Origin of the sequence: Leptospira mayottensis 200901116 (assembly GCF_000306675.2) — a bacterium.
In the GTDB taxonomy this organism is placed as follows: Bacteria; Spirochaetota; Leptospiria; order Leptospirales; family Leptospiraceae; genus Leptospira; species Leptospira mayottensis.
The window spans coordinates 2,625,363-2,650,000 of the sequence record NZ_CP024871.1 but is presented as its reverse complement, the minus strand read 5'-3'; the positions used below and the strand labels follow the sequence as shown (position 1 = coordinate 2,650,000).

18 protein-coding genes and 1 pseudogene are annotated in these 24,638 nt (G+C 41.8%); 7 read left to right on the top strand and 12 right to left on the bottom strand.

Annotated elements, in window-relative coordinates:
• Positions 1-440: 440 nt before the first annotated feature.
• The 6 genes from LEP1GSC190_RS12030 to LEP1GSC190_RS12005 form a co-directional block, all read right to left on the bottom strand.
• On the bottom strand, positions 441-1,412 hold the full coding sequence (locus tag LEP1GSC190_RS12030) for an LIC11086 family outer membrane transporter (RefSeq protein WP_002764236.1): 972 nt from the start codon (positions 1,410-1,412) through the stop codon (positions 441-443).
• Complete coding sequence (gene lsa30, locus LEP1GSC190_RS12025; protein ID WP_002764230.1) at positions 1,412-2,290, bottom strand: laminin/fibronectin-binding adhesin Lsa30; 879 nt, start codon at positions 2,288-2,290, stop codon at positions 1,412-1,414. The genes LEP1GSC190_RS12030 and lsa30 overlap by 1 nt, the downstream gene beginning before the upstream one ends.
• Entirely contained in the window at positions 2,262-3,446 is a 1,185-nt protein-coding gene (locus tag LEP1GSC190_RS12020; RefSeq protein ID WP_002764191.1) for an MbnH family di-heme enzyme, read from the bottom strand. Before LEP1GSC190_RS12020 ends, lsa30 begins: the two co-directional genes overlap by 29 nt.
• Before the next feature lie 47 nt (positions 3,447-3,493).
• Positions 3,494-4,429 carry an MbnP family copper-binding protein gene (locus tag LEP1GSC190_RS12015; RefSeq protein ID WP_002764210.1) on the bottom strand — a complete coding sequence of 312 codons (936 nt, stop codon included), beginning with the start codon at positions 4,427-4,429 and terminating at the stop codon, positions 3,494-3,496.
• Between the two features lie 192 nt (positions 4,430-4,621).
• A complete protein-coding gene (locus LEP1GSC190_RS12010) occupies positions 4,622-5,059 on the bottom strand; it encodes an LIC_11090 family protein (RefSeq protein ID WP_002764231.1) in 438 nt (145 codons plus the stop codon).
• On the bottom strand, positions 5,056-5,358 hold the full coding sequence (locus LEP1GSC190_RS12005) for an STAS domain-containing protein (protein ID WP_002764223.1): 303 nt from the start codon (positions 5,356-5,358) through the stop codon (positions 5,056-5,058). Before LEP1GSC190_RS12005 ends, LEP1GSC190_RS12010 begins: the two co-directional genes overlap by 4 nt.
• Positions 5,359-5,497: 139 nt before the next feature.
• Between LEP1GSC190_RS12005 and LEP1GSC190_RS12000 the strand changes: the two genes are divergently transcribed.
• From LEP1GSC190_RS12000 to LEP1GSC190_RS11990, 3 genes are all read left to right on the top strand, one after another.
• Complete coding sequence (locus LEP1GSC190_RS12000; protein WP_004280264.1) at positions 5,498-7,585, top strand: O-antigen ligase family protein; 2,088 nt, start codon at positions 5,498-5,500, stop codon at positions 7,583-7,585.
• Positions 7,582-8,478: a glycosyltransferase family 2 protein gene (locus tag LEP1GSC190_RS11995; RefSeq protein WP_002764201.1), complete on the top strand. Its 897-nt coding sequence runs from the start codon at positions 7,582-7,584 to the stop codon at positions 8,476-8,478. Before LEP1GSC190_RS12000 ends, LEP1GSC190_RS11995 begins: the two co-directional genes overlap by 4 nt.
• Positions 8,479-8,717: 239 nt before the next feature.
• Positions 8,718-10,037 (top strand): adenylate/guanylate cyclase domain-containing protein, encoded by a 1,320-nt coding sequence (locus LEP1GSC190_RS11990; protein ID WP_002764242.1) that lies wholly within the window; start codon positions 8,718-8,720, stop codon positions 10,035-10,037.
• On the opposite strand, the gene LEP1GSC190_RS11985 is transcribed toward LEP1GSC190_RS11990, so the two are convergent.
• The 3 genes and pseudogenes from LEP1GSC190_RS11985 to LEP1GSC190_RS19840 all read right to left on the bottom strand — a co-directional run bounded on the left by LEP1GSC190_RS11985 (position 10,034) and on the right by LEP1GSC190_RS19840 (position 12,925).
• Entirely contained in the window at positions 10,034-10,324 is a 291-nt protein-coding gene (locus LEP1GSC190_RS11985) for a YciI family protein (protein WP_002764208.1), read from the bottom strand. The genes LEP1GSC190_RS11990 and LEP1GSC190_RS11985 overlap by 4 nt on opposite strands.
• A gap of 330 nt (positions 10,325-10,654) precedes the next feature.
• Positions 10,655-11,806: a leucine-rich repeat domain-containing protein gene (locus LEP1GSC190_RS11975; RefSeq protein WP_004280441.1), complete on the bottom strand. Its 1,152-nt coding sequence runs from the start codon at positions 11,804-11,806 to the stop codon at positions 10,655-10,657.
• A 629-nt stretch (positions 11,807-12,435) separates the two neighbouring features.
• Positions 12,436-12,925 (bottom strand): annotated as a pseudogene (locus LEP1GSC190_RS19840) (metal-dependent hydrolase).
• A gap of 281 nt (positions 12,926-13,206) precedes the next feature.
• On the opposite strand from LEP1GSC190_RS19840, the gene ilvD reads away from it, so the two are divergent.
• Positions 13,207-14,889 carry a dihydroxy-acid dehydratase gene (gene ilvD, locus LEP1GSC190_RS11955; protein WP_004280520.1) on the top strand — a complete coding sequence of 561 codons (1,683 nt, stop codon included), beginning with the start codon at positions 13,207-13,209 and terminating at the stop codon, positions 14,887-14,889.
• Positions 14,890-15,378: 489 nt separating this feature from the next.
• Here ilvD and LEP1GSC190_RS11945 read toward each other — a convergent pair whose 3' ends face one another.
• Together LEP1GSC190_RS11945 and LEP1GSC190_RS11940 are read right to left on the bottom strand one after the other, a co-directional pair.
• Positions 15,379-18,756, bottom strand: coding sequence for a methylmalonyl-CoA mutase family protein (locus LEP1GSC190_RS11945; protein WP_004280682.1), 3,378 nt, complete (start codon positions 18,754-18,756; stop codon positions 15,379-15,381).
• Positions 18,757-18,792: 36 nt separating this feature from the next.
• On the bottom strand, positions 18,793-19,596 hold the full coding sequence (locus LEP1GSC190_RS11940) for a lysophospholipid acyltransferase family protein (protein ID WP_004280413.1): 804 nt from the start codon (positions 19,594-19,596) through the stop codon (positions 18,793-18,795).
• Between the two features lie 196 nt (positions 19,597-19,792).
• On the opposite strand from LEP1GSC190_RS11940, the gene LEP1GSC190_RS11935 reads away from it, so the two are divergent.
• From LEP1GSC190_RS11935 to LEP1GSC190_RS11925, 3 genes are read left to right on the top strand one after another with little or no spacing between them, the layout of a single operon-like run.
• A complete protein-coding gene (locus LEP1GSC190_RS11935) occupies positions 19,793-20,752 on the top strand; it encodes a phosphatase PAP2 family protein (RefSeq protein WP_004280829.1) in 960 nt (319 codons plus the stop codon).
• A gap of 13 nt (positions 20,753-20,765) precedes the next feature.
• Positions 20,766-22,052: an oligosaccharide flippase family protein gene (locus tag LEP1GSC190_RS11930; RefSeq protein ID WP_002764198.1), complete on the top strand. Its 1,287-nt coding sequence runs from the start codon at positions 20,766-20,768 to the stop codon at positions 22,050-22,052.
• Positions 22,049-23,740 (top strand): hypothetical protein, encoded by a 1,692-nt coding sequence (locus LEP1GSC190_RS11925; protein ID WP_051066320.1) that lies wholly within the window; start codon positions 22,049-22,051, stop codon positions 23,738-23,740. Before LEP1GSC190_RS11930 ends, LEP1GSC190_RS11925 begins: the two co-directional genes overlap by 4 nt.
• Here the strand turns inward: LEP1GSC190_RS11925 and LEP1GSC190_RS11920 are convergent.
• Positions 23,720-24,634 (bottom strand): ATP-binding response regulator, encoded by a 915-nt coding sequence (locus LEP1GSC190_RS11920; RefSeq protein ID WP_002764196.1) that lies wholly within the window; start codon positions 24,632-24,634, stop codon positions 23,720-23,722. The two genes, LEP1GSC190_RS11925 and LEP1GSC190_RS11920, sit on opposite strands and share 21 nt — an antisense overlap.
• Between the last annotated feature and the right edge of the window lie 4 nt (positions 24,635-24,638).

Here is a 24,638-nt window from a genome sequence, read left to right as displayed (position 1 = left end):
GTCGATAAATTGTATGAAAGAAGCGTAATGCGATATTTCGTTTTTAGGTACGATTTATTATGGAACGCAATCTGTCGAGCGCCCATAGAAGCGAGACGGCTTGAGTTTGAGAGATCGTTTGGCTAGGCTTCAATCGTTTTCGCATTAAAACTTGTCCAAAAACCTTAAAAGAAATCGGCACAATCATTGCATAAGTTTGTAATAGAGCGCGGGAATTTCCGTAGATTGTTGATTTATGGATTTTCTAACAGATTTTATCGTTGAAACACTCTCCCGTTGGAGTTACTACATCTTAAGGATTTGGAACAAGTCTTAAATACATAGAACTTATCCCAAAAACTGTTATTCGTTCTCTGATCACAGATTACGTTCCTTTGGCTATTTATCGGCTTGAATGGACTTCATTTGAGATCGGTTTACTGGGAATTTTATTTCGCATTTTACGGTTCGGTGGATTCTTTCTTAACTTCTTCTTTGGGTTTCGGTTCGGAATTTTCCAATCCCGAGATTTCGATCGAGACTGCGGCTGTAATCGCGTAGTCGTATAACCGATAATCGTCTCCGCGATAGAGCGGATGACGATACGAAAGATTGAAGTTGAGTTTTTCGGAAATGTTCGCGGAGAATCCGAAACTGACTTCTCTAAAAATTGTCGGAACTTTACCTTGATTCGTTCTTTTGAGATCGACGCCTTCGTAAGGAGTTCTATATAAGAAACCGGCAAAGAAAGAAAGACCGGACTTCCAAAGATACGTAACGTATCCGGAAAAGAGACTCGTTTTTTTAAGAAGGTACGTTTCTTCGGGCGGCGAAGAAGATGGGTTTCTCAGCCAATAAAAGATGCCGTCGTTGTCTTGAAGATTGGTGGGTTGCGATTTTGAAAGAGGAAAGATACCGCTGATTCTTCCTACAAAACTAAACTTACCTAAAAGGTAGCCCAGAGTGAGACCGGGAATACCGGAATAATAATTTCCCCCTGTAAATCTATCCGTATCGGGACCGGATGGAAAACCGATATTTGCACTGAGAACAATGAAATAATTTTTTTGAAAATCGATTAAGGGTAGATATTTGACTCCAACGTATGTTTTGCCGATTCTTGCGGCGTCGGAGCGATTTTTCTGCTCGTAGTACGTATAAGGAGTGCTCAGATTTAGAGCGAACATACCGTTTTTAAGGTTCATTTCTCCGAAAAAGGTGGTCGTGTAGATATTACTATTTTCGTTTGTTTGTTTGAAGAAGTCCTGAGTGAAAACCACATAGTTTGCAGGCTTTTCCCTTTTGCCGGTGAACGGGTCCACAAAACGGGTGGAGGATTGTTCGCTACCTCCCATTCCGGTGTGATGCGCTTCGAGCGAAAATACACACAGAAAAAAAAAGAAAAAGTGGAATATAAGAATATTTTGTTTCATTAAAATAGATTACAGCCTATTTGATATATGATTCGATCTTGCTGTCGGAAGTTTGCCAAAATCAGATCGTATAAGTTTACGTTTTGATAAGGATTGATATCCACAGGATTTGGGAGTGCGGAAATCGAATTTAAGATCGAAATGGAACCCTGATCCTGAAAGATACCGCTGGATTTCCAGATTACTGGAAAGCTCCCCGGTTTTTCTGGCGTTATGTCAAACCTACATCTTGGAAAGAGTTCCAGTGTAAAGGAGGGTATTTGTAGCCTTACTATTTTTACTGCGGGAGCAACGATCTGGAAAGTTAAGTTGATGAAGTTGATTTTATACTTCACGGAAGCAAGATAGCCGGAGGGAACTCCTGATATTAGAGGAACCGAAGAAGTATGAACGTCCCCTGTGAGAATCGTTTCCGTGATCGTTTCTATATTTGAATCGTTAAACGAAGGCGTTCCGTATTCTTGTCCGTAAGGAGAAGTGACTGGCAAATCCAAAGGAACCGTAAACGGGGTGTGGGACTTGGCGGAATGATCTCCCGCGTCGAAAGTTCTTGTTTGCCCGGGAACTGTAAGTACAGGATTGGGATTGACTCGAATTGAAACTCCATCCCAGAGAATTTTGGAGCCGGGTTGTAGCTGAAGATTATAAATGGTTGCCGCGGAAACTACATCAAAATTTCCTATATTAGAATCTTGTTGATCGTCTGTGTAATACAGAAAGGTCCTAAACGAAGCGGGTCTTTCGTTGAAAAGAACCAAAAACCTCTGTAACATCTTTGCGTCTTCTTTTCTGGAATCTCCTACGGAACCGAAAGTGCAGTTTCCCAAAAAGATGCAGAAAAAGAGAAGTTTAAAAAGGGTCGCTGTGTTTCGGGTCATTTACAAATTCCGTATCCGTTAAACTTTTCAAAAAATTCACGAGGTCCGTTTTTTCCCCGGCGGTAAGTCCGATTGCGAACACAAAACCGTTTTTATTCGGATTTGCTCTTCCGTTTCCTGCGTGAGGTCCGTTGATGATGTTTCTTCCTCCTGCGTTGTAGTGTTCCACCACGTTCTCCAGAGTATCGATCGAGCCGTCGTGCATGTAGGGAGCGGTCAATTCAATATTTCTAATGGAAGGCGCCCGGAATTTGCCTTTATCGGAGGCCACTCCCGTAAACTCGTACAAACCCTGATTATTGGGAGGATAGTCTCCGGTCCCGCCAATGTTGTAAAGGCCGTTGTTATGAAAAGTGATTTCTGAGGAAACGGCTCCGACATGTACGCTCGTTTCAGCGAAGTTGAAACCTCCGTGGCAATGAAAACATTCTCCCTTTTCCGAAAAGAAAATCTGAGCTCCACGAATGACAGAAGCTCTTTGGTTACCGAGTGCCGCAATGTTTCCTTCGTACAAAAATTTATCATAAGGAGAACGTCCCGATATGAGGGTTCTTTCAAAACAGGCGATTGCTTTTACGACGTTGGAAACGGAAAAAGGATCTTCGAACGGAAATGCTTTTCCAAACAAAGTTTGATATCGATTCTCCGCTCTTAAACGATCGAGTATTTCGTTTTCCCGATTGGCAAGGCCTAGTTCTACAGGATGTTCCCCGAACATTGGAACGAGCATCTGATCTTCTAGGTCTTTAAGAGTCGGATTGATCCATGTTTGGCGAGCGTTATATGCAACATTGATGATTCCCTGTGCGTTTCTGGGATGAACGTCTCCCGTGGAACCGATGGCGGTCGTTAAACCGTCCGTAAATGCGATCGATTGTTTGTGACAAGACGCACAAGACTGGGTTTGGTTACCCGAAAGTTTTTTATCATAAAATAAGAATCTGCCGAGATCCACTTTCTCTTGGGTCATAGGATTAGAAGCCGGAACGACCGGAACCGGAAATCCGGGAGGTAGATTCCAAACGTACGAGTTTTGCGGAATCAGTAGAAGCAGAAGGGCTTCGTTTAGATCCGATTTTTTTTTACCAAAAGGAAGAATTCCGGATCCGCACTGAATCAAGAATAACAAAGAGATGGAATATAATAAAAATTTCATATATTTGCTTCCTCAAAATGCTCGAAACGAAATCGAGCACTTTCGAATTAATTTTTTGCTTTGATTGAAAAAACGGTTCGAACCGGCGAGATCGGAGTGCCCGCGTTCAAATCCAAACCGATATTTGCAAAGATGATAGGGCAACCGATACTCGTCGCACCGACGATTCCGGACATGCACATCGCGGCGTTTGAATTTGCCTGAAGGTCGATTCCTTGCAATAGGGCCTGGATATTAATCTTGATTTCTTGAGTGGAAGGATCAAAACCGCCGTCGGGAGTTAATGTAACCGGAATTCGATTTGCCCTCGCACAAGTGCTGGAACTTCCTGTTCCCACGCAGTTGGCTGATCCGATATGGATTGATGATTCTAAGGTTTCGGCGGTTTCAAAATCCAATTTTAGGAATTTATAACCGCTCGTCCAACTCCAATACATTCCGGAATTGTTAAGAGGAGGGAGTTGATTGTCGGCATCCAAGTGGTTTTTGTTTTCAGGCAATCCTACGATGAACTTGATTCCTTTGTAAGTGTTCGGGGCAACGAAGGCCGAAACGAAATGGTTTGTTTCCGAAGTTCCGTTACACTTGCCGGTTTTGTTTTCGAAATCCAAAAGAGCGATATCTCCGGATTGGAATTTTCCGTCCTGATTTAGAGAGAGAGGGATTTCTTCTCCCGAGTTTTGAATCAATGTAACTCCGTGAACAAAAAAACGAAAGTCGTGTAGTTGAAACGTCGTACTTTCAGCTATGTGCGCATTTGGAAGGTTTTCCGAGCTTCTTGCATGACCTCGGAGCGTTTGGCCGCATTCCAATTTTTGTGTTCCGGCGTAGGCGGAAAATTGAATTCCAGGCGCGCCCGCAAGAGCGATCAAAGCCGCAATGTTGGTAAGGTCCGAATCGTCCTTCTTTTTATCCCAAGGACAATGAATCAAGATGGAACACATGGAAATTATCGTGATGAAAACGGAAATTTTTTTAAACATAATAAGTTATCCTAAATATAGAATCTAATTTGCCGGTATTTTGAATACGCGCGAATGTGCAGGCAATGATCGAAATGAAACGGTAAACGTCGCTGCGAACGAAAAGAAATGATCGTTTCGAAATTACGGATTTTCGGAAAATTGCGGATCGGCTTTTTGCAAACTCCGGATGAAAGTTTGTGCCTGCGCGCGTTAAGAGAATCGAGGGGGCTTTAGCGGAGAGGAAAAAGAGAGAATTCCGGAATTAGAATATTCTAAAATAATGATTTGAATGAAGTTGGGGTTATGCTTGATATCGGCTCCTTGTATCGGAGAAAAAAGAGCCGAGTAAAATGCGCTCAGTTGAGAGAGTTTATTTTCCGCCTTTTTGCAGGAACAAACATGAACTTCTCCCGATTTTGCGGAATGACAGTTTGGGAGTTTTTTAGAAACCATCGATCGATTTTCCGAGAGGACCTTTTTAGAAAAGCTTTTATCTTCTTCGTTCGAGTGTTTCTGCATTTTGCTTCCGTGATTGCATTCGCAGATTTTTGCCTTTTCTGCGAGAATACAACCGAAGAGACCGCTGGAAAAAACAATAGCTTGAAATAAGGTCGAAACGGATAAAAGGATCGAAAAGGAAAATTTCATCCTAAATCGATCTTGAGTCTGGAAAACACGAGTTGCAAACCTTCGCTCAGTTTTACTTCCGAAATTTGAATTTGATCTTTTTTCAATTCGGAAATAAATTTTAAAATTCGGTTGAGAACCATGGAGGGAATCGCCACCACGGGAGTCATATCTAAAATGACGTTATCGGGACGGACTTCCCGGATTTGAGAAAGAATTTCCTGAATTTCATCGGTCTCTACGGAACAAATATTCCTGCGGAATTCGACTCGAAAGGAATTTTTATTAGGGTAGATTGTGGACTCTTCCAGCTGTTGCATAAAATAAAAACGCAGTTACAACTATCAGAAAATAGTTTTTTCTGGAAACAAAAAAATCCCCGTATTTTTGTCGGAAGGAACCAAACTTCGATTTGATTTTATCGTTTCGTAAAAACGCCTTTCGGACTTTCGTATCCTTATGAAAAATTGGATTCGAAGTCCATTTCTTGCGGCGTTTTCGTCTCTTGGCTTCAAATCTTTTTTCTGGGCCGTCTTTGGAATTCTATTAATTCTCCCTTTATTCTCTTTCTATCCTTGGAAATTTAGAATCGTTTTTGCTTTTCTTTTTGTATGTTTTGCGGTCTTGGACGTTTTGTTTCCATTGGCTGCGACTTTTTTTCTCGCCGCTTCGGGGGTTGTTTTTGGAAATCATCCCGGAGGAAGATTTCTGGAATTGCAGGATTGTCTTTGGATTTTCTGGTGTATTCACGGAATCGTAGAAAACTACTTTCGGGGAAATAAGATTTTCACGGATACGTTTTGGAAACATCCGATTGGAATTCTATTACTTTTGTTTTTCGGCGCGGGGGCTTTGAGTCTTATCGCGAATCCGGATTTGTTTTTGGATTTTCGCTTTTATCAAAAAGGTTGGTTTTGGTTTTTGCATTCCACCGAGTTGGAACCTGCTTACCCGATTAAACTTCTGTTTTTGGGAATATTATTTTTATTCGGATTGATTGCTCGTAAGAATTGGTTGGGGGATGTTCCTGCGTTTTCTGCTACAAACCCGGTTTATCGAGTTTTTGCATTGGGAGTAGTCGCAGGTATGATCGTATCGATAGTCGTCGGTTGGTTGGAATATTTTTCGCCGGTCGTAAAATCAATATTAAATCTTTATCATTATTGGTTGGACGGATATAAACTTTTCGCCTTGTCTCATTCTCTGATTCCTTCCTTGAAACGATTTTTACCGAAATTCGGAATTCAGTCCTTGTTTTGGAACCGGAGTTGGTTCTCGATCTATTTAATTTCGGGTCTTCCTTTTTTGTTTTATTGGGCCTTTGCAAGATTAGAGGATTCTGAAACCAGAATATTCAAAAAATTGCAATTTTTGAAAAATGGTAGATTGAGAGAATGGCTTTTGTTATCGGTTGTTCTTCCTGTTTTCGTAGTAACCTTCTTTTGGATTGGAGCCAGAGGAGGTATGTTCTCTTTTTTGACATTTTGCGTTCTTCCGATTTTTATTTTTCCTTTCTTTCTTATTAAAAATCGAAATACATCGCGTACATTTGTGGCGGTTTTTGCCTCTCATTTCGTTTTCGGAGGAGTTTTATTTCCGCTTTCTGTAGTTTGGATGCGTGCGGGTTCAGTAGATCCCGAAAGGTTTTCTCATTTTTTAGCGGGGCTGACGCTTGGGATTGGAAAACCTTTGTTAGGCGGAGGTTTTGAAAGTTACGGGTGGTACAACGAGTGTTGTTTAAACCTAGAAGAAAGATCGTCTTTTTATCATACGACTCACAATCAGTTCTTGCAGGTTTTTTCTGGCCTCGGAATAACGGGGGTGGTATTTTATTCCTTGTTATGGTTTTTTCTTTTTTATGAGTTGTTGAAGTCCAGAAAAAGCGATCGATCTATTCTGGTTTCTTCTGTTTTTTTCTCCTCTGTTGCGGCAGTATTTGTGTATTCCTTTTTTCAAGAATGGTTCTATTTGAGAGCCGTTTATTTTCAATGGATCGCTTTGTTCCCATTTTTTACAGAAACAAAAGCTTCTACGTTTTTTGCGGAACGGCATTTGTGTTTTAACCGCAGAAATATTATAATTTCTTTATGTTTGGTTCTGGTTCTATTATTTAGTTCCTGGCTTTTTTTTCCTACAAAAATGTTTCGATCCGGTGTTTACTTTCCTCCGGGAAGAAGCAAATACAAGGCTTGGATTTTGGAAGGAAGCGGTAAAATGACCTTGGCGCCTCGGCCGGAGTTGTATTTTGTAACGCCGAACCGGGAAATGGACCGTCGAAGTAAACTTTCAATTTCCATCTCGGGCGGATTCTATCCGCGTACAATAAAGGGATTAAAGGGAAAATACATGGCTTTTCGAACTGTCAAAGGTAAAAATATTCTAAAAACGGAATGTACCTTGCACCAAAAGATGGATCCACTTCGAACTTTGAATTTTTGGAGTCGAAGGCCTTTGGATCCGGAACCTAGAAAGATCTGCTCTCAGATACGGATTCGAAAAAAACCTGTAAAGAAAGTTCTAAGAAAACATTTTAAAAAAAGGTCATGAATACGATTTCGGTCGTAATTCCGACTTTCAATCGGGAAGATAAAGTTATCAAAGCGATTTCTTCCGTTTTGGCACAGACTTTTCGGCCAAAAGAAATCATCGTAGTCGACGACGGATCGATGGATTCTACGATTTCCAAAATTCAAGAAACTTTTCCGAATCCTTCTGATAGAATACAAATTCTTTCTTTAGAACATAAAGGGGTCAGTCACGCTAGAAATCGGGGAGTAGAAAAAGCTTCTGGGGATTGGATCGCATTTTTGGATTCTGACGACGAATGGCTGCCCGAAAAATTGGAACGTCAATGGAAGTATTGTGAAAAACATCCGGAAACGGAAATTATTCAATCCCAAGAGATTTGGATTCGAAACGGAAAACGAGTTAATCCACCCGCTTACCTCTCTAAAAGAAACGGATGGATCTTCGAACAAAGCCTTGAGTTTTGTAGTGTTACTCCTTCTTCGGTTCTTTTGAAAAAGGATCTCTACGAAAATCAAGGTGGAATGGACGAGAGACTTCCCGCCTGCGAGGATTACGACCTTTGGTTGAGAATCACATCTAAAACCCCGGTTGCTCTTTTGAATGAGTTTTTACTCGTCAGATACGGAGGACATAAGGATCAACTTTCCGTCCGATATCCGGCTATGGACCGTTTTAGGATTTATTCTATTATAAAATTATTAAATTCTAATTTACTGGACGAAGGGCAGAGAAATCGCGCTGAAGAAATTCTCTCGGTAAAGTGGGGAATTTTGAGGCAAGGGAGAATAAAAAGAAACTCTTGGAGCGAAGAGTTGGATTTTCTTTTGCGCTCCGTAACGGAAGACGGATTGGCTTCTTCCTCCGGAATTCGTATTCAGCAATTCTTACTTGAGAATAAGAATTGGACTTGATGAGATTCCGAGTTTACGCGACGAAGCGTCCAAAAAGCCTAAACAAATGGATTTGTTTTAAAATTCGCAGAGTTATGGGACCGTTTCGAATCGTTTCCGTAAAACTTATACGTTAGTTTGCTTCCTTTAGATCGTTTAGCCGTTTTGAGATTTATGGTTTTCTTTTTTCGAACCGTTTCGAAAGTTATCTCTAATTTGGCCCGAAGCGTTTGCGGGTCGGATCTTATCGGAGTTAGGAAATGGCGAATCAAATTTTGACGGAAAAATTTAAGAAACGAGAAATGGATCCGTTTTCTTATGAAATTTTAAAAAGTGAAATTGTCAGAACGAAAATTCTTTTTCTATTTTTCGCCTTTGTGTCTACTTTTATGGCCGTTGTATTTACGGTTTTTCATGATTGGATCGATAGGGAAACGGGCGGCCGATTTCCTTTTTACGCCGTTCTTGAAGTTAACGTCGCAACCGCTATCTACGAATTCGTCGTAAATAGATTGTTTAGTCATTTTCTTAAAAAAAGAAAATCCGTTTTTTCCTTTGCGAGATTCGGAAACGCGTTTGTCGAAATTTCTTCCGTTTCCATTCTTCTTTGGCTGAACGCGGAAACTTTTGAATCCCCGCTGATTCCTTTGTATTCTCCCGCGGTTTTGACTTACTTGATTTTTATCATTCTTTCGGTTCTTCGTCTTGAGTTCTGGCTGAGCGCGTTTACCGGTTTTATCGCCGGGGCAGAGCTGGTTTTTCTCGCGATTTATTTTATTCCCAATCATCCGATCAAAATGCCAATTCACTTTTTCAACTCCGTTGCTCCTTTCTTTTCCAAAGGCCTTTTGTTTACGTTGGGAGGTGTGGCCGCGGGTCTTGTGGGAATTCAGCTCCGAAGATCTTTGATTTCGGCATTGGATGCGGTTCAGGAGAAGAATAAGGTAATCGGTATGTTCGGGCAGTATGTTTCGCCTGACGTGGTGGATCGTCTTCTCGAACAGAAGAACGAAAATTTTTCCGAGTTCAAACACGTCTGCGTGATGTTCTTGGATATCCGCAATTTTACGAGATTTTCTGAAAGAAGATCTCCGGGAGAAGTCATTGATTATCTCAACTATATTTTTTCGCATTTAATCGATATCGTAAACATGCACAACGGGATGATTAACAAATTTTTAGGAGACGGTTTTATGGCTGTGTTTGGAGCTCCGATTTCGGACGGCGGTAAGGATGTGAAAAACGCTGTGAACGCTTCTCTCGAACTTTTGAAAAAAGTGGGGTTATTGAATCAGGAAGGTAAAATTCCCGAAACCCAAATCGGAATTGGTCTTCATTCTGGAGAAGTGATGACGGGTAACGTAGGTTCGGAAGCGAGGAGGGAATACACCATCATAGGGGACGTGGTCAATCTTGCTTCCAGAGTAGAGCAGCTGAATAAGGAATTTGGAACCAAACTTTTAGCTACTCGGGCAGTTTACGAGGAAGTCAAGGACCACGTTCCAAGTAAACATCTTTCTTCTATCAGAGTCAAGGGTAGAGAACAATCCGTAGACGTTTATGAGTTGGGTAAGTTTTAAATCCAGAATTCAAATTCTTTTTGATATTTTACCGGGCTCCACTCCAAAATCTGATATTCAGCGATTCCGTTTTTATAAAAAGGATCTTGTTGGCAAAAGGATTCCATTTCTTTGCGGGACACTGCTCTTGCAATAAAGATTCCGCCGGTTCTAGGTTCTTGAGGTCCGGATGCGAGTAGTAGTTTCTGCTCGTATCCTTTAGACAAATATTCTCTGTGCGCGATTACGTACTCGTCCACCGTTTTGATCGGAACGAGATATCGAAGTACTACTATAAATTGTTTCATTCTAAAGTCCTAAAATAGCAGATGCCCATTTCTTTCAAACTCAAATTTGGTAGAATACCGTACGATATTTGTTAGGTTGGGCTTGGAGTTTGCAAAAAAGACAGATCAAAAGGGGTATGATGAATCTTTTTTAAAACGAATGCTTACGGATTGGAAATACATCATTGATTCCTGGAAACGGTTTTTGGATTTTTTCGGAATTAAAATGGAAAGTTGGATGAACCCTGTCAATTCAATAAACGGATCGTTTTCTAAAATTTAAGGATGATGGAAACCCTTTGTTGAGTAAAATATTAGAAAATGTAGATATATGCTTTAGCAAAAACAAACTTAAATTTGTCGATCGGAAATTCTCGATTTTGACTTTTTCTTCGATGGCTTTGAGTCGTTTTCTCTTGTGAGTTTTCGTTCCTCTCCAAAATTCAGGATCGCATTTGGAATTAATTTCCTGATATTTTCTTTTTGTAAGATTAAATCAGGAATACCTTTCATTGCGAGAAAATAGAGGTTTTTCAATTGTCCGATTTCTTTAGGAAGAGTAGTCAGTGAATTTCCGCTTAAATCCAACAATTTTAAGTTTTGTAATTGTCCGATTTCTTTCGGAATCAATGTGAGTTGATTGTCGCTCAAATCTAAATTGTCTAAGTTTTGCAGTTGTCCAATTTCTTTAGGAAGAGTAGTAAGGTTGTTGAGTTTTAGACTTAACTGACGTAAGTTTTGTAATTGCCCGATTTCTTCGGGAAGAGTTGTAAGTTCATTGCTATATAAATACAATGTCCATAGCTTTCTCAATTGTCCGATCTCTTTAGGAAGAGATGTAAGTCTATTTTGATGTAGATAGATCTGTTCTAAGTTTTGTAATTTGCAGAGCCCTTGAGGAAGAGTCGTAAGTTGATTATCATGCAGGTATAATTTTTCGAACTTTTGCAATTGTCCGATTTCCTCTGGAAGAGATGTGAGACTGTTGCCATAGAGTATTAGTTCTTCTAAATTCTGTAATTGTCCGATTTCTTTTGGAAGAATCGTGAGACGGTTGTAATATACGTGCAACGTTTCTAACTTTTTCAACTGTCCAATTTCTTGGGGAAGGGTAGTAAGGCGATTGCCGCTTAGATTCAATTGTTCTAAATTTTGCAGCTGACCAATTTCTTGGGGAAGCTCAATCAGGTTATTAACGCTTACATTCAGTTTTTGTAAATTCTGTAGTTGTCCAATTTCTTTTGGAAGCGCTTTGAGTTGATTGTTGCTTAAATCTAGATGTTTTAGATTTTGAAATTTTTCAATTCCTTTGGGAAAGGTAGTAAGGAGTTTGGAACTTAAATCAAGAACTCCAACGTCCATTGGATTTTTGAGGGCTTCGGTTAAATTACGATAGATTTGCCCTTCGTTAGTTTGAGCTTGGAGTTCGCAAAAGAAACAGATCATAATTAAGGGTATTGTGAACCTTTTTTTAAAACGAATGCTTACGGATTGGAAATACATCATTGATTCCTGGAAACGGTTTTTGGATTTTTTCGGAGTTAAAAGTTTGTCCCAAAATTATCCAATGTGGGAACTCTACGTTTTTAAGCGATGAGAAAAATCACTCAAAAAGTCTAAAAATCGTCAAAGAGGCTTAATCTGCGGGAGCTTCTACAAATTTCTTTTGAGGTTTTTAAGACCGGCTTTTGGGTTTCACTTATAAGTTTACTATTTTTCACCGATCCCAGCGTGAGCGATCGAAACGGAAATACTGCGATGCACCATACCAACTCGGCGCCCTACAATGAGGAATAGAATAGAACTTGAATATACGGAAATATTAAAATGGTGCGTTGCAGATTGGAGTGGAGAGCGCGACTCTGCGCTTGTTTTTGCATTTTTCATTTCTCAGATACGAATTAGAAACTCAGAAAATTCCGCAGAGGCACGCCATTCTTTCCTATATTAGAGTCGTTGAAAAATTCAATAGTGGCGATTAACAAAATTGCTTCGATCGACAATTTCAATGAAACAGAAACAGATGGAGATAGAGAATTAATTTTTCAACAACTCTAATATTGATTTTTCAGAGGATTGTTTGCTCGTTACCCGTGAGTTTTTCGGAATGTCGGCAAAGTGGATTCCGATTTTTAATCCTTGGTACGCTCATCGATCCTCCGAGTTCGTATTAAAAAAATCGAAACTGCGATCGATAACAACGGAATCCATACCGTGAAAAGTTCCGATCTCAGAACTACCAGGCCTCTCGATGTCAAAAAATTTTTGATTCCGATGGGTGAAACGGCGATTGGTCTTTGGGAAAAGAAAAATCTTTCGGAACGAATAGGGAATAAAAAAGTCCTCCGTTGGTTATCACGTCCAAAAAATCGTGGGAAAAGATGGAGACGAATCAAGAAAAAATGATGATTTCCATTCTTACTTGAAGCCAACGAATTAAAACGCAGGCTAAAATGCTGAGAGTGAATGCGAACAAAATTGAATGGCTCATTCCTCCGTATCCCAGTCGCTTTTGTAGAGAATTCCGAATTTGAACACGATCACGTCTTCGTCGGGGAAAATCAAAAAAAGAATTCCGATTATCAGGAGTCGAGCGGGAATGAATTTGTTTCTAAACGCGATTTAGAAAGAGATTGGAACCGCTATGATGGTGACCTATTTTAAGCGGAGAGTGATTGGGATTTTACATAGTTGTAAAACGAAGTCGTTTGGAAAAGCAGTTTTGAAATCGAATACCATTTGGAATGAAATCGATTTTTAGCGAAACCGAGAGGAACGAGACCTAAAAATTCTCAGAACCTACTTGAGCTTTTCCATTTGACCGGAAAGAGAGTTCGCAAAACTGTACTTCTATAACTCGTCCAAAACGAACGTTTTAGGAACGACTAAGATAGAGGCCACCCATGAGCGATATATTAAAAAAAAGAAGTTCGATGACTACGGACGGAGATAATCGCGCACCCAATCGAGCGATGCTTCGCGCGGTCGGTTTTACGGACGAGGATTTCCACAAACCGATGATCGGAATCGCTTCCACATGGAGCGAAGTGACACCTTGCAATATTCATATCAATAAGCTGGCTGAAAAAGTCAAAGAGGGCGTCCGTGCAGCGGGAGGAGTTCCTCAAATTTACGGGACCATCACGGTTTCCGACGGAATTACAATGGGTCACGAAGGGATGCATTTTTCCCTTCCTTCCAGAGAAGTGATTGCGGATTCAATTGAGATCGTTTCCAACGCGATGAGACACGACGGAGTGATCGCAATCGGAGGTTGTGATAAGAACATGCCTGGATGTCTCATGGCTCTTTGCAGAATCGATGCACCTTCTATTTTCGTTTACGGGGGAACTATTCTTCCGGGTCATTGTGACGGTCAAGACGTGGATATCGTTTCCATCTTCGAAGCCGTTGGTAAATTCAATGCAGGTAAAATTTCAAGAGAAGAATTCATTCGAATTGAGCAGAATGCATGTCCCGGCGCAGGAAGTTGCGGAGGGATGTATACCGCAAACACGATGTCCTCTGCGATAGAAGCTCTTGGGATGAGTCTACCGGGTTCGGCTTCCATGCCTGCGGTGAGTTCCAAAAAATCGGAGGATTGTTACGAAGCAGGGAAAGCTCTCATCAATCTTATTCAAAAGGGAATTACTCCGAAACAGATTCTTACCAAAAAAGCCTTTGAGAACGCGATCACCGTAGTTCTTGTGTTAGGCGGTTCCACCAATGCGGTTCTTCATTTGATTGCGATCGCGAAAGAGATCGGTGTGGATCTGACTCTCGAAGACTTTGATCGAATCAGTAAAAAAACCCCTCACCTTGCGGATCTGAAACCGGGTGGTAGATACGCCATGACCGATCTCGACAAAGTGGGCGGGGTTCACGGTGTGATGAAGTATCTTTTAAAAGAAGGAATGCTTCATGGTGATTGTCTTACGGTTACTGGAAAGACAATTGCAGAAAATCTAATAGATATGCCCGATTTGGTTCCAAACCAGACGATCGTTCGTAAAAAATCGGAGGCACTCCATCCTTCCGGTCCTCTTGTGATATTGAAAGGAAATCTTGCCCCGGAAGGTGCGGTTGCTAAAATTTCCGGTTTGAAAAAAATTTCCATTACTGGTCCTGCGAAAGTGTTTGAATCCGAAGACGATTGTTTTAATGCGATCATGACGGACCAAATCAAACCTGGAGATGTGATTATCATTCGTTACGAAGGTCCCAAAGGTGGTCCCGGGATGAGAGAGATGCTTGCCGTTACTTCTGCACTTGTCGGAAAAGGTTTGGGAGAAGACGTGGGTCTGATGACAGACGGTCGATTCAGTGGAGGAACGCACGGTCTCGTGGTAGGTCATATTTCTCCCGAAGCCTTTGACGGAGGTCCGATCGCGATTGTTCAAAATGGAGATACGGTTACTATCGATTCCGGCAAAAATTTGCTCCAAGTCGAAATTTCTCAGGAAGAAATTCAGAAACGGCTGAAAAATTGGAAACCGATAGAACCGAGGTACAAATCTGGGGTTCTTGCGAAATACGCGAAACTGGTCCAATCGGCGACTAACGGCGCGATTACGAATCTGCTTTGAAAACGGTTCTCTCGTAGGTGGTGGTACTTCCGGTTCTTGTCGATCGTATAACTGGGAATCATGCGGAGTTTCTTTTTACGATTTTGAGCAAAGGAAAAATTGTCTTCGTATAACCGTAGATTCTTTTAGCTCAAGATAAAGCCTTAGATCGACCGCGCAATGTTTAAGCTGCGTCTAACGAAAGAGTCTCCTCAACGTTTACGTTAGTCGGCATCTTTTAAATATTAAGCGGCCCGGAGACATTCAAAGGTTCGTCATTTAAAACCTGCGGAACTCAAAAGAGTTTTGGATGGGGATTCAAGGTGAATACGAGATTTGGGAAGAAAGAGAAAAAGTTTCTGCTGAATTTAAAGAAATCAAAAGTTATAAAGAACTCATCAGTGCAAAAGATTTCAAAACGGCGTATAACTTTTCTTCGCTAAGGTTTCGTATATCGGAAGGCGCCGATTTTTACATAAATCGGCGACTGTCTTTATTTGCGATTTTGGATCACATACTTCTGCGGTATTGTCCGCCCACTTCGTAGAGAGCATGGGTCATCTGACCTAAAGAAACTTTTTTGGACGTTTCCATTAGTTCTCCGAATATGTTCCCGTTCGAAAGACTAACAGATTTTAATTTTCTCAGACGGTCTTCAAGATCCTTTTCGTTACGTTTCTGGAATTCTCGAAGCGCTCCGATTTGAGCTTGTTTTTCCGAATCGGTTGAGCGGATTACTTCTTCCGGAATAATTGTAGGAGAACCTTCTTTACTTAGAAAAGTATTCACGCCGATCACAGGAAATTCACCGCTATGTTTTAGAGATTCGTAATATAAAGATTCTTCCTGTATTTTATTTCTTTGATACATCATCTCCATGGCGCCGAGAACACCACCTCTTTCGGAGATTCTATAAAATTCCTGCAAAATCGCTTGTTCTACCAAGTCGGTAAGTTCTTCGATGATAAACGAACCTTGCCCGGGGTTTTCGTTTTTTGCGAGTCCGAGTTCTCGATTAATGATGAGCTGAATCGCCATCGCGCGGCGGACGGATTCTTCCGTCGGAGTGGTGATTGCCTCGTCGTACGCGTTTGTATGTAAGGAATTGCAATTGTCGTAAATCGCATAAAGAGCCTGAAGGGTGGTTCTAATGTCATTGAACGCAATCTCTTGTGCGTGCAAAGATCTTCCCGAGGTTTGAATATGGTATTTGAGCATCGCAGAACGGTCGTTAGCTCCGTATTTGTGTCTCGCCGCTTTTGCCCAAATTTTTCTCGCCACTCTACCGATTACAGCGTATTCCGGATCGATCCCGTTCGAAAAGAAGAAAGAAAGATTCGGAGCGAAGTCGTCTATTTTCATTCCTCTGCTTAAGAAATATTCTACATAGGTCAAACCATTTGCGAGAGTGAATGCGACCTGAGTGATCGGATTGGCCCCTGCCTCCGCGATATGATAACCAGAAATGGAAACCGAATAAAAATTACGAACTTGATTGGTGATGAAGAATTCCTGAATATCACCCATCATCTTGAGGGCGAATTCGGTGGAAAAGATACAGGTATTTTGAGCTTGATCTTCTTTGAGAATATCCGCTTGCACAGTTCCTCGAACGACCTTTAAGGTTTCCTGTTTTATCTTTTCGTAAACTTCTCTTTCCAAAACCTCGTCTCCTGTGACTCCCAAAAGCATCAAGCCCAAACTGTCATTTCCTTGCGGGATGGATGCGTTGTATTTTGGAACGGGAAGATTTTTTACTTTGTAGATAGATTCGATTCTTTGTCTAATTTCCTTTTCGATTCCGGTTGACTTGATGTGTTTTTCACAAGCTTGATCAATTGCTGTGTTCATAAAAAACGCAAGAACCATCGGAGCGGGACCATTGATTGTCATTGAGACGGATGTCGTGGGATTACAGAGATCGAAACCGGAATAAAGTTTTTTGGCGTCGTCGAGGGTTGCTATGCTAACGCCTGAATTGCCAATCTTACCGTATATGTCCGGCCTTTCTCCCGGATCTTCTCCGTATAACGTGACCGAGTCGAAGGCGGTAGACAAACGTTGTGCGGGCATTCCAAAACTCACGTAGTGAAAGCGCGCGTTGGTTCTTTCTGGGCCTCCTTCTCCCGCAAACATACGGGTCGGATCCTCTCCGGTTCTTTTGAAGGGAAAAACTCCTGCGGTAAAAGGAAATTCCCCAGGAAAATTTTCCTGAAGCGACCAACGAACGATTTCTCCCCAGTCTTTGAATTTTGGGACGGCAACTTTCGGGATTTTTAGATTGCTCAAGGAGGTGGACGTGTTGGAAACCTGAATCACTTTGTCTCGAACCTGATATGTAAAATTTTCACCCTGATAGTTCTTTAATTTTTCTTCCCAACTGGAAAGAATCTTTTTGGTTTCTAGGGAGAGGGAATTTTCAATTTTAGAATATTCTGATTTTAGAATATTTGTGTCCTGTCCGGATGATTTTAGAACTTCGATCGCTCCGAAAAGTTGAAAAAGTTTTCTGGCTTTTTCGGATTCCGCTTCCGTAAACTGATCGTAGCGACGGCATTCTTCCCGAATTTCCGCGAGATAACGGACTCGGTCCGGAGGAATGATAAAAATTTTTTCACTCATTCCGGATTCTTTACCGTAGGAAGAAGACCAATCTAAATTCAGTTTTTCGGAGATGGAGCGGATTACGCTGTCGTAAAGGAGGTTAGTTCCCGGATCGTTGAACTGGGAAGCGATCGTTCCGAAAACCGGCATCGTATCCAAGTTCCGATCAAATAATTGTCTGGATCTTTGGAATTGTTTTTTAACGTCTCTCAGAGCGTCAAGTGCTCCCCGTTTGTCAAATTTGTTGATGGCGATCAGATCGGCGTAGTCGATCATGTCGATTTTTTCCAATTGAGTTGCGGCTCCGTATTCTGGAGTCATAACATACAAAGCTATGTCTGCAACTTCGGTGATTTCGGAATCGCTCTGACCGATCCCCGCGGTTTCGACGATGATCAGATCGAAACCCGCGCATTTTAAGACCTCTATGCTTCGCTTAACGTTTTTGTTAAGCGCAATATTGGCTTCTCTTGTCGCAAAGGATCTCATGAAAACCCTTTTGTGAAAGATAGAATTCATTCGAATCCGATCCCCTAGAAGCGCGCCTCCGGTTTTCCTTTTAGAAGGATCCACGGAAAGGATTGCGATCGATTTATCCGGGAAATCTAATAGAAATCTACGGACGAGTTCGTCGGTCAAAGAGGATTTACCCGCACCTCCGGTTCCCGTGATCCCGAGGATCGGAACGGCTTTTGATCCCGGAGAAAAATTTAGTTTTTCGGTTAACGACGATTTTTCGAGTTCCTGTCTTTCGAACGTGTTTTCCACGAGAGTGATTGATTGTGCGATCGCCAGAGGGTTTTTGTCTTTTAAAGAAGGGTGAAGAGTGCCGTTGAACGTAAGAGGGGGAATGAAGTCCGATCTACGGATAAGATCGTTGATCATTCCCTGTAGGCCGAGTTCTCTACCGTCGTCCGGAGAATAGATGCGTGTTACTCCGTAGGCTTCCAACTCTTTGATTTCGGAGGGAAGAATTGTGCCACCCCCTCCGCCGAATACCTTGATATGACTCGCGCCTTTTTCTTTCAAGAGGTCGATCATATATTTGAAATATTCTACGTGACCGCCTTGGTAACTCGTGATGGCGATTCCTTGAGCGTCTTCTTGGATTGCACATTCCACGATTTCCTTCACGGAGCGGTTGTGACCGAGATGAATGACTTCGACTCCGGACGCCTGAAGAATTCTCCTCATGATATTGATTGAAGCGTCGTGGCCGTCGAAAAGGGAAGCGGCCGTGATAAAACGAACTTTGTGTTTTGGAGTGTAAATTTGCGTTTCCATATAAATACTTCTATTCTGAAATTAAAAAACTCGAGTTTAGCTTTCTGGAAAATCGATGAGCATCCTCACGCGATTTTCCAATTCTTCCGTGACGATTTTTGCGGCTTTTTTAAGAGGAACGGTGGGGAACTGGTGAGGATAGATCGGCTTACCGATGTTATACGTAATCTTCGTGCCGAAGGCCTTGCCGGACAAAAAAGCTTCCGGTTTTAACATCCTCCAAGCCCCTTTGATCCCGCTTGGGATGATCGGAACTCCGGTACGAATCGCGAGTTTTGCGGCAAGGGCTTTGAACGAACCGGGAATGATGGCTTCCGTTCTCGTTCCTTGAGGATAGATCGAAATGAGTTCTCCTTTTAGGATGAGTTCGGCCATGTAATTTTCGAGGTCTTCGTAGTAGACTGCGGCGGATTTTGCATCTTTCACATTATGCGCCCTTAAGATCGGATAACCTCCCCAGTGCATAAGTTGTTTTCCCTGCAGATTTCCAAGGGCGTTCAGGGTGGTTACCAAGGTTTGTTTTACCAGACTTAAGGGAAATTTGTTCAAGGGGGAATCTGGATTGTTAAGAATACCCAAAACGGTTTCTTGAGGATGAAACAATTCGTATTTTCCGAGATAAATCACTTTTCTCAAAATGGAGGTTCCCTGTACGATTACATCTAGATTGTCCGTGTGATTGGAAATCAGAACGGCGCCTCCCGATGGTGGAACGTTTTCAAGACCAGTAACTTCCACAGAATAGACGAGGTGAAGAAGGGCTTTTAAGAATTGTTTAACTGGTTCTCTCGGAATTAGAAAAAGGCTGTCAAGAGAGTCGGATTCTGTGCGGATTTCCATACTAGGTCTACTTTTCGAACGAACGTTCAATAAATATTGGATTTAGAATTCATTGTACCGAATGGAATCGAATTCATCAAGTTGGATTTTTAGAAACAAATTCAACTTTCTAAGAACTAAATCGTACTTTGAATCGGATCATTGCGGCGCGGGATAAGATCGATGTTAATAAAAATGAACAAGGAGATACTATAGGGTGAGTGGGAATATAGGTTGGTTTCAAGATTCGTTTTGGTTTGGGGAGGGTTTTTTAAAAACTCTCCACGGGTCCATTTTGGATCCGGTTTTAGGTGTTGTTACTTTGCTCTTTCACTATCTGGGCGGAAGTATATTCAATATGATTTTTCTAACCGTCGTTTATATTTTTATCAATCGAAAATTAGGAATCCGACTTGGGGTTGGATTTATGACGGCGGGAATCATCAACGGAATGGCGAAGGCTTTGTTTGAAAGTCCGAGACCTTCCCTTTCTTGGATTGGTCCCGGAACTCTCAGCGAAACTTCGTACGGGTTTCCTTCAGGACACGTTCAAATATCTGTCGTTATATGGGGGCTCGTTCTTATTCACGTAAAAAACAAAACGATCCGTGCGCTTTCACTTTTTATAATATTGTTTATGCCCTTTTCAAGAATGTATGCCGGAGTACATTATCCGGGGGATACCTTGGGCGGTTTTATTTTGGGGCTTATTGTAATCGCTTTGATAGAGGTTATATTCCGGGTTTTTCCAGAATTTGAATTTCCAACACCTTACGAGGGTCAGACTCTTTTCAATACGAAAACTCTTGCTTTGATCGTGGTTGTATTGACTTTGCCTTCTGTACTTTTACATTCGAATTTGGATTCGCTTGCGAAAATAAAGTCGTATGAACAAGTGATATCTGCAAGCGGCGCTTTGGGGGGATTTACGATTGGGATACTTCTTTCCAAATTTTATACTTTGGATTGGGAGAAGGTGGATTCCAGAGCGGAGACGATCCGAAGGGCGGCGGTTTTAATTTTGGGAATTTTACTTTTTTACATATTACCTGGCATCATAGTCCAAAGGCTCTTTCCAGAAAATCCGGTTGCAAGATACCTCCGGTACGGGATCGTTAGTAGTTATATCGCCTTTTTCTCTGCATACATATTAGCTAAGATGAAAAGAAAGGGCTGATAAAAAAAATAGAATGTCAAAGTTCTCGGGGAAGATGCAAAAAATTTCGGACCTTTGGTTTCAGTTCCGTAAATCCGGAATGTTCAAGTCTTCCCTTTTCGTCAGCGTTTCCAAGGCGGTTTCTTCACTGCTCAATCTCGTGTTTATGGTCTATTCCGTAAACATACTCACAAAAAGCGAGAACGGACTTTTTCAATACTATGCAGGATTTCTTCCGGTGCTTCTTGCGATCGCGGAGTTTGGGTTACCCGCAGCGCTCGTAAAATTTTTAGCTCCCATCACCGGAGATAAACGAAAGATCGGAATTCTTTTGTCTTCTTCTATGATAATCAAATTGGGTGCGCTTGGAGCTTTGACCTGTATCAGTTTTGTGGGGGCTATTCTTTTAAAGGAAAGTTCGATCGTGGTCGCGCTTCTCGTATTGGGAAGTTTTATACTCTCATTCAACACTTTTTTTGAAAGTATCTTTATCTGTTTCGGAAATTATATCTCTCTCTCGTTTTGGAATCCTCTGACGAATCTGATCCGGTTTGTGGTGTTGTATTCCGCAGATCAGCTCACAGAAAGGGCGCTTGGACATTTGGATATACTTGCGATCTTTACAGTGTCCCCGTTGTTCGTATTGGTTTTGTTTTTTTTCGTGTTTCCAAGAAGGCAATTGTATTGGAGCGGAGAAAAAAGCGGAATTATGGAGATGACCTCAAAGTTAACTTCGTTTAACGGATATGCGTTTTTAGCGTCCATCTTTGCGATGATTTCCGACAGAATGGAAATTTTCTTTTTGAAATGGTATCATTCGCAGGAGTCCGCGGCCGTATACGGAACCGCCTTGCAATTGTTCAGTGGATTCGTGATTTTATTTTCGGTACTCAATTCTCTCGTATATCCGAAGTTATCCCGCTTAGTAGATTCCGAGGAATTTCCGAAGTTTCTATGGAAGTCCGTGATGTTGTCGGTCGGAATGGCGGTTCTTTTGTCTCCCGGGTTTTTTATGGCGGAATGGATTCTAAATCTATTATTCCGAGGAAAATACGCAGACTCGATCGGGGTCTTTCAGATTTTATACCCGAACTATATGATGCAGTTAGTGTTTTCGCCACTCGGAATCGCGTTATTCGCCTTAGGCCAACCGAGAATACTTGCATTTTTGGCGTTGTTACGGTTGGTGAGCGGTTTGGTCTTAGCGAATCTACTCATACCGGAATACGGACCTAACGGTGCGGCGTTTTCCTACTTCTTAGGACAAATTGTGTCCTGGCTCATTTTGATCGGATACTTTTTAGCTTTCTTTCGAAGATGAATGTGCGAAGACGGTCGGAATCCGAAAAAACGAGCGGTTCCGCTACACGAACCGGGCTCTCGGCTCCGGTCAATAAATTTCGAAACATTCGAATTGAGGAAAAAAAACGGATCGGAAATTTACTGATCTATTTCGCTAGAGCGGGTCGCGGGATTGAGTTTCTTCGATTCCTACCACAAAGATTGAGCAACATGAGAGACTTTCGGGGAATACTTACGTTTTTTTGTATATTCATAATATTTCAACCGATATTGGCGGAGTCTTATTCGGAATATCGACTCGACGATCTTTTGTTGTTAGAGGACGGGAAAAAGGAATTAACTGGAAGAGGACGGTTTTATAATTCGCGGAGAGAGGAAGAGTCGGTAAAAGGACCTGCGAATGGCAAAGATGGGGATGATACCGTAAAAAAACAAAATAATCAAATACAAAGCCAGACTACCAAGTTTTACGGAAATGTAACTACGCTTTACAGGGGATTGACGCAAAAAGGCGGAACCCGGGAGGAGGAGGCCAAACGAAGTTTTTCCCGAGGAATACTCAGTCCTGAAGTCGGCTGGGCGGATAAGGGAGAGCGAATGTATCATAAAATTCTAATATCTCCGTTCTTGCAATACGAAGAAACTATTATCGGAACAAAAACGATAACTCGGAGCGCCGACGGCGAGTTATTGTGGATTACCGGTTGGGAATCTCCATCCTTGCGAATGGGGATCGAAGTAGGGCGTGGATATCAAAGACTCGATCGGAACGGATTTTTATTTGTTGGATTTTTGAATTACGGGGAACTTCAAATTCATTGGAAACCGCTTGGGGTTTCCGTAACAGCAATCGGAGCGCAGATTACTCCACTCTATTCCACGCGAGACAAAAGCGAATCTCCCCAGAGAATAGCCGGAGGGAGTGCTCAAATACTTGAAAATCGTATCTTCCAGAATTTAAGAATATTCTATTATTCTTATAAAGAATCGAGGCAAGAGGCCGTTAAGGGGGGATTATTCGAAAGGGAGGAGCCATTTCGTCCGTATGGAGCGTTTCAGTATTACGGAATCGAATTCTCGTCCGCAAAAAAATTTGGATTCGGAATCGACGCGGATGCGATTCAAGTCGTTGGGTTTCGGCAATATGGGATCGGTACATTTCCGACTCCACAATTCACAAGCGGAAGGTTGATCGGAGCTCGGCTTGTTTTGGAAAGACCGGAGGCCGCGTATTTTCTGGGAGGGCTTTATGCTTCTAAGGATTCCGATTTGCGAATCGACCAAAATTCGGATGGTTATGCTGGAATCAGAACCGACCCTAGAGGTTACGGAGGGAAAACATCCTTTTTGTTGATGCAAAGTTTGCTGATGCAGGGAGGTAATGTGTTTCAAGAGGATGGGACCGTAGCAAAGCCAAATTTTGAGAACAAGGGAATGCAACTCCTACAATTCGGAATCAAAAAAAGTTGGAATCAGAAATGGAAGATTCAGGGAATGATACTTACATCTTCCTCTCCTATGGGAAGGGGCTGGGAAGGAATCGCAACAGCGGGTTATCAGTCGGAATATTCTTATATTTTAATTAGCTTATCTTATGCGCATGTGGATCCTCAGAGGGAAAAGAAGATTTTTATCGAGGAATGGAAGACTAAGGAGTCGATCCGGGAATATTCCCGGATTTATTTTTCAGCCGGCGTTTACTTGTGAAGGTGTAGGAAGAGCCTTTTTTAAAGTTCTGCTGAATCTGACTTCGTTTCCGATGTCGTTGTAGACGAGTTCATCCACGTTCATTTTCACAAGAAAGATTCCACGACCGGAGAGATGACTTGCATTAGGATCAGTGACCGGGTCGGGAACCTTGGTGGGATCGAAACCCGTTCCAGGATCTTTTAGAGAAACGTGAACCTTTTGATTTTCGAAACTAACTTCAAGATGAACAAATTCGTTCAGAGTGTCGCAGATCCGGTCTACGTGATCGAAATAATCCACGTCGGAGGAGAGTAATCTCGACTTATTTTCGTAATTAATTCCAGCGAACCCGTGTTCGATCGAATTTCCGAGCAGTTCATACAAAGCGAGTTTGATTGAAAGGATATCGTCTGTATGAATTCCGGGAATCAGAGAAATTGAACGCATAACAAGGTTTACGTACTGGTTTAAATTTTTAAGGCTGGGTTTGATCGAAAAATATTGTTTAGACTCGGTAAGTTGGAAATGGTTTTTGCCGATCAGTTCCTGACTACAAATGAATAAATTTTCGAATTTTTGCAGAGAATGACGGATCGCATCCATTCGAAATGGTTTGATGAAAAAATCCACGGCACCAAGCCGGAGCGCTCGAATGGAAATATCTATATCCTGGTTGCCCGTAATTACGATAAAAGGAGTGTTGACTTCCCTGTCTCTGAGCTTGGAAATGAAATCGATCCCGCTCATTTTAGGTAGACGGACGTCTGTTATGATCAGATCGAAACTTTTGTCCTTACAGATTTCTAGAGCTTCTTCCGCAGTTCCCGCCAAAGTGAGGTCATGAACGACTCCGAATATCTCTTGGAACAGGTCTCGGATCATTTCCTCGTCGTCTAAAAAAAGAATTCGCATAGGA